Here is an 11,754-nt window from a genome sequence, read left to right on the forward strand (position 1 = left end):
AGCAGCTGATCGCGTAGATCAATCATTGATCAATTACACTACCTTTACGCGAACTATCTGTAGGTGGTCCGGTGACGTAAGCATCTGCCGACAGTTTGCGCCGCACTATGCACCCAGTGTAAATACCCCGTGACTCATCCACCACTTAGTGCTAAATTGCCACCTTCTTAGAGAAATTCTAATTTCCGCAGCGTTACTTTCTAAGGGGAGAGAGCAACGATGGACGAGCTCAGCTTCGAACAGATGAAGCAGGCGAAGGAGTACTTCCACGCCACTGCCATGAACATTCCGGGTGTGCACGGCACCAGCATCGGCGTCAAACGCGTGGGCGGCCAGCCCAGCGGCCAACTGGCGATCTGCGTCCACCTCAGCCGCAAGCGGCCCTTGTCCTGCGTGCCTCCCGAAGAACAGATCCCGCTCGAAGTCGACGGCTTCCTCACCGACGTGATCGAGCACGCGCCCATCATCCGCTGCGAGGCGCAGTCCGAGCGGCGCGCCGTGTACGAGGATGGCAGCAAGTACCGCCCGCTGGTGGGCGGCATCAAGCTCAGCGCCGGCTATGCCTTCGGCACCCTCGGCTGCATCGTCCGCAAGCCCGACGGCAGCTGCTACGCGCTGTCGGCGGCCCACGTGCTGGGCGAGGTCGGCGCCACCGTCTACCAGCCGGCCAAGGCCAAGTGCGACGAGATCGGCACGACCGTCCAGGCGCAGGAGTGCTCGCTGGTGGATGCGGCCATCGCCAGCCTCGATTATTACTACGACGCCGGACAGGCCTGGATCCACGAGATCGGCGCCGTCAGCGGCACCCACGACGTCGGCAACGACGAGCTGCCGCTGGCCATCGCCAAGCGCGGCGCCTCCACCGGCCTGACCCGCGGCAGCGTGGTCGCCATGCACTACAGCGGCGTGGCCGCCAACCTCGAGCGCTTCCACGACATGCTGTTCATCGACGGGCGCAGCGGCGAGTTCGTCGACCACGGCGACTCCGGCTCGGCCATCGTCCACCCGATCGACGCGGAACACAACCTGGTCGTCGGCCTCCTGTGGGGCAAGGCGCCGGATGCGAACCGCATCGGTGTCGCCACGCCGATCGACCGCATCCTCGACGCATTCGGCGTCAGCGTCCTCACCGCGCGCGATCCCGTGCGCGCGGCCGGCGACACGCTGCTGGGCCGCTTCCAGGCCTTCCTGGGCCAGACCGAACGCGGCAAGGCCTACTGGGATGCGTATGCGCACAACCGCATTTACCTGCGCCACATCTTCCACCACATGCCGCGGCTGGCCGCGACCTGGCGCCGGATGCCGGTGCCCGAGATGATCGAGGCCCTGCGCGCGGCCATGCTCGACCCGGACACGCCGATCCCGGCGAAGCTCGGCAACCACGACACCGACGAGCTGATGTGGGACTTGTACGAAGCGCTCGGGAAGTTCCTGCAGGCGAACCACCAGCGCATGCTGCAGCAGCAGGCGGCCTCGTTCTGCCGCCTCGTATGCGGGAACATCGGCAACAGCTGGCGCAACGCGCTGCACGGCATCCCGATGCGGGACGGCGGCGTGGACGCGACCTGAGAGTCCGGCCACCGGATGTTTTTGATATCATTCGACCACTTCATTTTCTCAGCGAGGGTTCGTCCGATGCGCCATTGATGCCGCCGTCTGCTTGACGGCCAGTTCTTCCCATCTTCCCGCAACAGCAGGGGAGTTCCGGCATCCTTGGAGGTCTCATGACGCACGCGTCTCTCGCGCTCGACAGCGCATCTTTCGTTCTTCCCGACGGCAGGACCCTGCTGTCCGGCCTTACCGAACAATTCGACACCCGCCACACCGGCCTGGTCGGCCGCAACGGCGTCGGCAAGAGCGTGCTGGCGCGGCTTCTGGCGGGCCAGCTGGCGCCGTCGGGCGGCCGCTGCATCCGCACCGGCAGGGTGCACTACCTGTCGCAGCAGGTGGACCGGGAAACGCGCGGCTCGGTGGCCTTGCTGGCCGGCGTGCAGGAGGTGTTCGATGCCCTGGCGCGCATCGACGCCGGCAGCATCGCGCTTGACGACTTCGAGCTGGTGGGCGAGCGCTGGGACCTGCCGGCGCGCTTGCGGCATGCCCTCGACGAAGCCGGCCTTGGCCACCTCGACGCCGCCACGCCCGCCGGCCGCCTGAGCGGCGGCGAAGCGATGCGGGTGGCCTTGCTGGGGGCGATGCTCTCGGATGCGGACTTCCTGATCCTGGACGAGCCGACCAACCACCTCGACGGCGCCAGCCGTGCGGCCCTGGCGGCCCAGCTGCGCGGCTGGAAGCGCGGCCTGATCGTGGTCAGCCACGACCGCGTCCTGCTGGGGCAGATGGAGCGCATCGTCGAGCTGTCGCCGCAGGGCCTGCGCAGCTATGGCGGCAACTACCACTTGTACGTTGAAGCGCGCGCCGCCGAGCAGGCCAGCGCCATGCACGCCTTCGAGCATGCGCGCCAGCACATGCGGCGCGAGGAGCGCGCCATGTGCGCGCAGCGCGAACGGCAGCAGCGGCGCCAGGCGCAGGGCGCGCGCGAGGGCAAGGCCGCCAACCAGGCCAGGATCCTGCTGGGGCGGCAGAAGGAACGCAGCGAAGCCAGCGGCGGGCGCCTGCACCGGCAGCACGAGGAAGCGCGCCGCCAGCACGGCGAGCGCGTGCGCGAGGCGGCGCAGGCGCTCGGCGACGACGGCGCGCTGCGCCTGCACGCCAGCCCGGTGGATGCCGCCGCCCAGCGCCGCGTGCTGGCGCTGGATGCCGTCGAGCTGCCGTTCGTGCCCCCGCACTTGCGCCGCATCGACCTGGCCGTGGGCGGCCGGCAGCGCATCGGCATCACGGGTCCGAACGGCAGCGGCAAGTCGACCCTGCTGAAGGTGATCGCGGGCCTGCTCGCGCCCCTCGGCGGCCATGTGAGGCGCGACCTCGCTTGCGCCTGGCTCGACCAGCGCCTGGCGACGCTGGACCCGGCGCGCAGCACACTCGCGCAGCTGCTGGAACGGAACCGGAGCACAGGGCAGGACCGCCTGCGCACCTATCTGGCCCAGGTCGGCCTCGACGCCGGCAAGGTGGCGCAGCCCAGCGGGCAGCTGAGCGGCGGCGAACGGCTGAAGGCCGCGCTGGCCTGCGCCCTGTACGCCGATCCGCCGCCGCGCTTGCTCCTGCTGGACGAGCCGGGCAACCACCTCGACCTGGCTTCGCTTGACGCGCTGGAAGCCATGCTGCGGCAATACGCCGGGGCGCTGGTGGTGGTGTCGCACGACGAGGTCTTCTTGGAGCGCGTCCAGCTGACCCACCGGCTGGACGCCACCCCCGCCGGCTGGCGGCAGCGGTTGTTATAATCGCGGATCACTAATGCAGGAACGAAAAGAAGGCACCATGTTGCGCACGCTTGTCATTTCCCCCAACTGGATCGGCGACGCCGTCATGGCGCAGCCGCTGCTGCGCCGCCTGAAGGAGCAGCATCCCGAGCGCCCGATCGACGTGCTGGCGCCGACCTGGGTCGCGCCGGTCTGGCGCGCGATGCGCGAAGTGGATACCGTGCTCGAATCGCCCTTCAAGCACGGTTCGCTGCAGTGGAAGGAGCGCAAGGCCTTCGCGCGCATGCTCAAGGAACGCGGCTATCTTGATGCCTACGTGCTGCCGAACACGCTCAAGTTCGCGCTGATTCCCTGGCTGGCCGGCATCGGGAAGCGCGTCGGCTACAAGGGCGAAATGCGCTACGGCCTGCTCAACGTGATGCACCACGACGACAAGGCGGCGCCGCGCCCGATGGCGCAGTTCTACGCCGCCCTGGCCGATGCGCCGGTGCGCCAGCTGCCGCGTCCCGACAGGCTGCCCGAGCCGGAAATGTCGGTCAAGCCCGGCGAGGCCGATGCCGCCATCGCGCGTTTGAAGCTGCCGCCGGGGACCTACGTGGCCTTCGCGCCCGGCGCCGAGTTCGGCCCGGCCAAGCGCTGGCCGGCCTCGTATTTCGCCGAGCTGGCGCAAACCATCCGCGCCCATCGCCCGGACGCCCAGATCCTGCTGCTCGGCTCCCCGAAGGACCGCGCGGTCTGCGACGAGATCACGGCCGTGGTGCCGCAGGCCCACAACCTGGCCGGCTCCACCGCGCTGAGCGAGGCGATCGCCCTGATCTCGGTGGCTGCCGCGGTGGTCACCAACGACTCCGGCCTGATGCACATCGGCGCCGCGCTGGGCCGCCCGGTCGTGGCGATCTACGGCCCGACCGATCCGCGCCATACGCCGCCATTGTCCGCGCTGGCCAAGGTGCTGTGGCTCCACATCGAGTGCTCGCCCTGCCAGCAGCGCGAGTGCCCGCTGGGCCACCAGAACTGCATGAAACAGATCCTGCCGAACGACGTATGGCAACCGCTGCAGCCGATGCTGGCCGCAGCCTGAACGAATAGAGAAGAGGTAGAAAATGATACTGGTTACTGGCGCAGCAGGCTTCATCGGGGCCAACCTGGTCCACGCGCTGTCGGCGCGCAAGCCCTTCAGCGTGTTCGCGGTCGATAACATGTCGCGGCCCGAGAAATTCCTCAACATCGTCGATGCCGAACTGGCCGACTACGCCGACAAGGAAGACTTCCTGGTGCGCCTGAAGGCCGGCGAATTCGACGGCAAGTTCTCGGCGGTGCTGCACCAGGGCGCCTGCTCCAACACCATGGAGACCGACGGCCGCTACATGATGAAGAATAACTACGAGTACACCATCGCGCTGTTCGAGTACTGCCAGCGCGAGCGTATTCCCTTCATCTATGCCTCCTCGGCCGCGGTGTACGGCGGCGGCAGCGTGTTCAAGGAAGAGCGCCAGCACGAGCGTCCGCTCAACGTCTACGGCTACTCGAAATTCCTGTTCGACCAGTACATGCGCCGCTACTGGCAGCAGCACGGCGCCAGCAAGGGCAGCCAGGTGGTCGGCCTGCGCTACTTCAACGTCTACGGTCCGCTGGAAGGGCACAAGGGCAGCATGGCCTCGGTGCCGTTCCACCAGTATCACCAGTTCCAGAAAGAGGGCAAGGTCAAGCTGTTCGGCGCCAACGAGGGCTACGAGGCAGGCACCCAGATGCGCGACTTCATCTACGTCGAAGACGTGGTCAAGGTGAACCTGTTCTTCCTGGATAACCCGGACAAGCGCGGCATCTACAACCTCGGCACCGGCCGCGCCCAGCCCTTCAACGACCTGGCGGTGGCCACGGTCAACGCGCTGGCCAACGAGGGCAAGGCGCCGCTCACGCTGGAACAGATCGTCGAACAGGGCCTGCTCGAATACCTGCCGTTCCCCGACAAGCTGAAGGGCAAGTACCAGAGCTTCACCCAGGCCGACATCGGCGCCCTGCGCGCCGCCGGCTACAGCGAGCCCTTCACCGACGTCGCCACCGGCGTCGCCAAGTACATGCAGTACCTGAAAACCGCACGCTGAGGCATTCAGAAGGTTTGCTCATGTTTCATGCTCATCTATAAGATGAGCGAATGGTGATCGACCTGCCGCTGGACGCGCGGCCCTATGCGGGCGCGCCCACGGCCGCCTAGGCCGATTTCTTCGACATCGTGCCGTGCCCGCCCACCGGCTCGGTCTCGTGGCTTTCGAAGCCGGCGATCAGCGGCCGGCCCTTGGCGATGGCCGCCTGCACCTGCGGCAGCGTCAGCGACGCCTTGTGGCTGGCCTGGCTGTCCCAGGTCTCGGTGATCCACAGCGCGTCCTCATCCTTCTTGTCCTTGGCGATGTGGTAGCCGAGGCAGCCCGGCATGGCCGCGGTGCCCTCGAGCAGGATGGCGACGAGGGCGTCGCGCTGGCCCGGCTGGGCGCGCATTTTTCCGATCAATCCGTACATGGGCGTGGCTTCCTTGCTGTTGGGGGCGGCCCGGAGGGCCAGGGGCAGGGCGGCCAGGGCAGCCAGTGCGGTAGCAGCGGTGCGGCGTGACATCGGGCGAGTGCGGATCATGGCGGTTCCCTGTTGAATGGAAGGCAAGTATAGGCCGCCCCGCTACGCGGCCGCAACCGGGAATGATCATCCTATGACTGCTGGGTTAAGATGAGCCTTTGCCAAGCCCGCTTCACCTGAATGGATTATTCGATGCGACCTTCCCGTCTTGCCTTCGCCCTTGCATGCACCCTGTCCGCCGGCGCCCATGCCCAGCACCAGCAGGCGCCCACCGTTTCCGAATCGGTCCTGCGCGGCCACCTGGCCTTCCTGGCCGACGACCTGTTCGAGGGCCGCGGCACCGGCCAGCGCGGCGGCGACCTGGCGGTGCGCTACCTCGAGACCCAGGCCGCGATCATCGGCCTGAAGGAGATCCCGGGCGGCGGCTACCGCCAGAAGGTCGAGATCGAAGGCACCAAGCTGCTGCCCGGCAGCGCGGTCAGCTTCCAGGCCGGCGGCAAGCGCTTCGCTCCCGAGATCGGCAAGGGCATCGTGTTCGGCACCGGCAGCGGGCGCACCCAGCTGTCCTTCGAGGCGCCGCTGCTGTTCGTCGGCTACGGCGTCTCGGCGCCCGAGGAGAAGTGGGACGACTACAAGGGCGTCGACGTCAAGGGCAAAATCCTGGTCATGATGGTCAACGACCCGCAGCCCACGGCGGACGAACCGAATCGCTTCGCCGGCAAGGCCTACACCTGGTACGGCCGCTGGCTGTACAAGTTCGAGGAAGCGGTGCGCAAGGGCGCGGCCGGCGTGCTGCTGATCCACACGCTGCCGTCGTCCTCCTACCCCTGGAGCGTGCCGGCCAACGGCTTCTCGCACGAGCGCTTCCACCTGGCCGGTCCCGGCAACCCGATCGAAGGCTGGCTGCACGAGGACACCGCGCGCGAACTGTTCGCCGCCGGCGGCTTCGACCTCGACACCCTACGCGCCCAGGCCGAGCGGCGCGACTTCCGTCCGGTGGACCTGAAGATCGGCGCCCGGGTCGACCTGAAGTCGGCCATCCGGATGGTCGAGCAGTACAACGTGGTCGGCATCGTGCCGGGCACCGATCCCAAGCTGAAAGCGCAGGCGGTGGTGTACTCCTCGCACTGGGATCACATGGGCATCGACGAGGCCGCGCAGCCCGGCGCCGGAGCGCAGGGCCGGCAGGACCGGATCTACAACGGCGCCATCGACAACGCCTCCGGCACCGCCGCGCTGCTGGCGATGGCCGCCGAAGCGGTCAAGAAGCCGGCGCGCCGCACCCAGGTGTTCCTGTGGCCGGCCGCCGAGGAGCAGGGCCTGCTGGGCAGCGCCGCCTACGTGAAGAATCCGGTGGTGCCGCTGGCGCAGACCGCCGCCGACCTGAACCTCGACAGCCTGAACTTCGTCGGCAAGACCAAGGACATCGGCGTGCCGGGCGCCGAGCGCAGCACCCTGTACGACACCGCGGCGACCGTGGCCAAGGGCATGGGCCTGAAGCTGGCGCCGACCATCCCGGACCTGTCGGGCGCCTACTTCCGCGCCGACCACTTCAACTTCGCCAAGGCCGGCGTGCCGGCCTTTAACGTCGGCTCGGCGGTGTTCTCGGGCGACGGCCACTTCGAGTTCGCGCACGAGCACGCGGCCTCGAGCCGCAAGATGGTGGGCTTCAAGAAGGACTACCACCAGGTGAGCGACGAGTATTCGCCTGGCTGGGACTTGTCCGGCATGGTGCAGCAGGCGCAGTTCACCCTGAACCTGGGCTATGCGGTGGCCAACGCGCCCGCCATGCCGAGCTGGAAGAAGGGCGACCCCTTCGGTTCCGTGAAGCGCTGAATCAGGCGCCGGAAGACTCGGTCGCCACGCCGGCCACGATCCGGTCCAGCGCCGCCATGTCCACCGGCTTCACCAGGTGGTGGTCGAAGCCCGCCGCGGCGCTGTCGCGGCGGTCCTGGTCCTGGCCGTAGCCGGTCACCGCCACCAGGGTGGCGTGGGCCGTGGCCGGATGGCGGCGCAGGCGGCGCGCCAGTTCGTAGCCGTCCATCTCGGGCAGCCCGATGTCGAGCAGGCACAGGTCGGGTGCGAACGCCGCCGCCTGCGCCAGCGCAGCGAGCGAGCCGTGTTCCACCCGCACCTCGTGGCCCTGCGCGCCCACCACCATGGCCAGCACCTGGGCCGCGTCGACGTTGTCGTCCACCACCAGCACTTTCAGGCGCGCTCCCTGCGCGCCGGCCGCCTCCGCAGTACCAGCGGCGGGTTCGTCGCGTGCGCTGCAGCGCGGCAGGCATACCGTGAACGTGGTCCCCATGCCGGGGCCGCCGCTGTCCACCCGCACGCTGCCGCCGTGCAGCGCGACCAGGCTGCGCACCAGCGCCAGGCCGATGCCCAGCCCGCCCAGCGAGCGGTCGGGCGTGCGCTCGCCCTGCACGAACATGTCGAACACCCGCTCCAGCTCCTCCGGCAGCATGCCGATGCCGTTGTCGCGCACTTCCACCAGCACGCTCTCGCCGGCGCCGGCGACCGTCACCCCGATCTCGCCGCCGCGTTCGGTGAACTTGGCCGCGTTGTGCAGCAGGTTGCCGACCACCTGCACCAGGCGCTTGCGGTCGCCCGGCACGAAACAGGGCTGCGCCAGGGTGCGCACCTCCAGCCGGTGCCCCTTGTCGCGCACCAGCGCCTGTACCTGCTCGGCGGCGTCCAGCACCACGCCGTTGATGTCGATGCGCTCCTTGGCCAACACCACCAGGCCGCGCGTCACCCGCGAGACGTCGAGCAGGTCGTCCACCAGTCCCGCCATGTGGCGCGCCTGGCGCGCGATAATGGCGCTGATCTGCCGGGTGCGGGCCGGATCCAGCCCGGCCTGGCCGAGCAGCTGGGCGCCGGACGAGATCGGGGCCAGAGGGTTGCGCAGCTCGTGCGCCAGCATCGCCAGGAATTCGTTCTTGCGCTGGTCGGCCTGGCGCAGGGCTTCCTCGGCGCGCACGCGCTCGCTGATGTCCTGCATTGTGCCGCGCAGCGCCACCACCCGGCCGCCGGGCGCATGCACGCTCTCGCAGCGGTAGTCGAGCCAGATGCGGTGGCCGTGCGCATGCACGGCCTGCAGCTGCAGCTTGCCGCTGCCGCCCGCGCGTACCAGTTCGCCGCTCAGGCGCTGCACCTGCAGCCAGGATTCCTCGAGCAACACCGTGCCGCGCTGCTGCGCGAACGGCGGCAGCAGGCGTCCGAAGATGTGCGGCACCGAATCCGAGACTTCGATCTCGGGGCGGTCCAGGTTCCAGTGCCAGGTGCCGAAGCGCGCCAGCATGTGAGCTTCGCGCAGCGCCGCCTCCTTGGCGGCCAGCTGGCGCGAGCGCTCCGCCAGCAGCGCGGCGGCGTCGCCGATGGCCGCCGCCACCTCGGCGGCTTCGCGCACGTGGACCTCGGTAAAGGGAGGCGGCGTCTCGCCCTTGCCGAGCGCCTGCGCCTGCCCGCTCAGTGCCTGCACCGAGCGCGCCAGGCGGCCGCCGATCAGCCAGGCCAGGCACAGGCCGATCGCGAACAGCGCCGCGGCCACCCCCGCCATCAGGGCGAGCTGCCCGAGCAGTTCGGCGCGCAGGATGGCGCGCGGGATGCCGATCGCCACGCTGAAGCCGGTGGCGGGCGAGCGCGAGAACGTGCTGAGCAGGGGCACGCCTTCGCGCGACAGCGAATCGATGGTGCCTTCCGGCTGGCGCAGCGAGGCCTTGCGCAGCAGCGGGTTGACCGGCTGGCCGACCGAGCTTTCGCGGTTGACGTTGCGGTAGAAGATGGTGCCCTGGCGGTCGAACAGCGAGGCCACCGCGCCTTCCGGCACCGACTTCGGCGTCAGGATGCCGGTGAAATCTTCCGGACTCATGCCGATGCTGATGACGTAGCGCAGCTCGCCCTGCAGGCGCACCGGCACGTTCACGCTCACGGTCGGCCGTTTGCGCACCGGACCGGTGAACACGTCCGACACCACCGGCTCCCCGGTGGCGAACACGCGCTCCAGGGCGGGCGAGCGATCGAGCGGCAGCGGCTTGCCGTAGTCGACCGCGGTATTGAACAGCTGCTGGCCGCTGCGGTCGCGCAGCACCACGTTCATGTGCCCGCCGGCCAGCGCCAGGGCTTCGCGCGACTGCAGGTGGGCGCGTGCGAAGTCCCCGGCCTCGAGCGCGTCGAGGGTGGACAGGGTCTGGGCGATCGCGCGGCCCTCGCGCAGCTTGTTGTCGGCGCTGTGCACCAGCGCGCGCACCGTCTGCAGCATGTTCTTCTCGAACTGGGCGCGCCCCTTCTGGTACTGGTGGACGAACAGGATGGAGGCGCCGATCACCCCGGGCATCAGGGTAGCCAGCACCAGCCAGAACAGGTAGGCGCGCAGGGGCCTGCGGACGATGGAGGTGGAGCGGTCGGTCACGTGGGAGTCGCGGATGCAATGAACGGCACGATTCTACGTGACATTGCGTGAGTGCACCGAATTAACATTCGGTCCCCACCGCGGCGCCCGCGCTCGCGGCAGCGCCGGCGCCGTGCTTCAGCGGCGGGTGCGCGGGAACAGCGTCTTGTACCAGATGGCCGTCGGACGCCAGTGGCCGTTCGGGCTGCAGGCGTAATCGGGCAATTCGCCGACGCGGGTATAGCCGGCCTTGCCGTACAGCTGCTCGGCGTCGGAACCGGCCTCGGTGTCGAGGAACAGCAGGCCGCGGCGCAGGCCGAGCGCTTCGACTTCGGCCGCCTCCAGCAGGGCGGTGCCGACGCCGCGCCTTCGCATGGTGCAGTGGACCAGCATCTTCTGCAGCTCGGAACGGTTGCTGCCGTTGGGCTTCTGGCACAGGTCGAGCTGCACGGTGCCCACCAGCAGGCCATGGCGCTCGGCCACGAGCAGCACGCGGCTGCCGCGCGCGACATCCTGTTCGACGCCGCTCCAGTAGGCATCGAGCTGTTCGTCGTCGAGCCCGGCCAGGAAGCCGAGCGAAAAGCCATCGGCCACCGCGTCGAGCAGCAGGCTTGCCAGTTGGGTACGCACCTCGCGCATGGCGCGCGCATCGAGTCGTCTGATGATCATGCTTGGTTTCCTTGGCGCTGGGTAGGAACAGCGCATCCTGTTCGATAAAATGCAGAAACCGTGCCAGCACGGCAAACCGCCGATCGCAGGCATTATGTTTTCAGTAGAACAATCTATCGTGCAAACACGGGGCAAAGGCGTTGCATGTACGTCATACGCTGCACCGTTTTGGAAAAAAAATCCCCACTATTGCCATTTGGCCATCGTATCTGCACCAGCTTGGACGTATCGTAACTTGCAATGAGGCAATAATTATTTTTGCCCGCAAAACAGAAAGCGACCAACGATGGACACCAATACCACACAAGACCAGGAAGTCCTCTCCTTTCGCCTGGCGAAGGAAGAGTACGCCATCAGCATCCTGAAGGTTCAGGAAATCCGCGGCTACGAAGAGCCCACCATGCTGCCGGGTGCGCCCGCCTGCATCAAGGGCATCATGAACCTGCGCGGCTCGATCGTGCCGATCGTCGACATGCGCATCCTGTTCAAGCTGGGCGAGCCGGTCTACGACCACTTCACCGTCGTCATCGTCCTGAACATCAAGAACCACGTGATCGGCATGGTGGTCGACAGCGTCTCGGACGTGGTCACCCTGACGCAGGACCAGCTGCGCCCGGCCCCCGAGATGGGCGTCGGCGCGGACGGCGACTACATCACCGGCCTGGGCACCATCGGCGAGCGCATGCTGATCGTGCTCGACATCGACCAGTTGATGAGCTCCGAGCAGCTCGGCCTGATCACCAACCTGCAGAAAGCCGCCTGACGGAGCGTCCCCGCCGGGCCAGCCGGCCGGCGGCGGCATCAAGC

General features: G+C 68.1%; 9 protein-coding genes. 6 read left to right on the forward strand and 3 right to left on the reverse strand.

Going from position 1 to position 11,754, the window contains the following annotated elements; translation table 11 throughout:
* Nucleotides 1–219 precede the first annotated feature (219 nt).
* From AB3347_RS21170 to rfaD, 4 genes are all read left to right on the forward strand, one after another.
* Nucleotides 220–1,569, forward strand: a complete 1,350-nt coding sequence (locus AB3347_RS21170) for a hypothetical protein (protein ID WP_369093693.1) — start codon at nt 220–222, stop codon at nt 1,567–1,569.
* Between the two features lie 155 nt (nt 1,570–1,724).
* A complete protein-coding gene (locus AB3347_RS21175) occupies nt 1,725–3,338 on the forward strand; it encodes an ABC-F family ATP-binding cassette domain-containing protein (RefSeq protein WP_369093694.1) in 1,614 nt (537 codons plus the stop codon).
* 37 nt (nt 3,339–3,375) lie between these two features.
* On the forward strand, nt 3,376–4,398 hold the full coding sequence (gene waaF, locus AB3347_RS21180; RefSeq protein ID WP_369093695.1) for a lipopolysaccharide heptosyltransferase II: 1,023 nt from the start codon (nt 3,376–3,378) through the stop codon (nt 4,396–4,398).
* A gap of 22 nt (nt 4,399–4,420) precedes the next feature.
* A complete protein-coding gene (gene rfaD / locus AB3347_RS21185) occupies nt 4,421–5,422 on the forward strand; it encodes an ADP-glyceromanno-heptose 6-epimerase (protein ID WP_369093696.1) in 1,002 nt (333 codons plus the stop codon).
* 106 nt (nt 5,423–5,528) lie between these two features.
* Here the strand turns inward: rfaD and AB3347_RS21190 are convergent, their stop codons facing one another.
* On the reverse strand, nt 5,529–5,945 hold the full coding sequence (locus AB3347_RS21190) for a putative quinol monooxygenase (protein WP_369093697.1): 417 nt from the start codon (nt 5,943–5,945) through the stop codon (nt 5,529–5,531).
* Nucleotides 5,946–6,077: 132 nt separating this feature from the next.
* Between AB3347_RS21190 and AB3347_RS21195 the strand changes: the two genes are divergently transcribed.
* Nucleotides 6,078–7,721 (forward strand): M28 family peptidase, encoded by a 1,644-nt coding sequence (locus tag AB3347_RS21195; RefSeq protein WP_369093698.1) that lies wholly within the window; start codon nt 6,078–6,080, stop codon nt 7,719–7,721.
* Nucleotide 7,722: 1 nt separating this feature from the next.
* Here AB3347_RS21195 and AB3347_RS21200 read toward each other — a convergent pair whose 3' ends face one another.
* Together AB3347_RS21200 and AB3347_RS21205 are read right to left on the reverse strand one after the other, a co-directional pair.
* On the reverse strand, nt 7,723–10,299 hold the full coding sequence (locus AB3347_RS21200; RefSeq protein ID WP_369093699.1) for an ATP-binding protein: 2,577 nt from the start codon (nt 10,297–10,299) through the stop codon (nt 7,723–7,725).
* A 117-nt stretch (nt 10,300–10,416) separates the two neighbouring features.
* Entirely contained in the window at nt 10,417–10,947 is a 531-nt protein-coding gene (locus tag AB3347_RS21205) for an N-acetyltransferase family protein (protein WP_369093700.1), read from the reverse strand.
* A 286-nt stretch (nt 10,948–11,233) separates the two neighbouring features.
* On the opposite strand from AB3347_RS21205, the gene AB3347_RS21210 reads away from it, so the two are divergent.
* Nucleotides 11,234–11,710: a chemotaxis protein CheW gene (locus AB3347_RS21210; protein ID WP_369093701.1), complete on the forward strand. Its 477-nt coding sequence runs from the start codon at nt 11,234–11,236 to the stop codon at nt 11,708–11,710.
* The last annotated feature ends 44 nt before the right edge of the window (nt 11,711–11,754 follow it).

It is taken from the genome of Massilia sp. X63 (genome assembly GCF_041023745.1).
GTDB lineage: Bacteria > Pseudomonadota > Gammaproteobacteria > Burkholderiales > Burkholderiaceae_D > Telluria.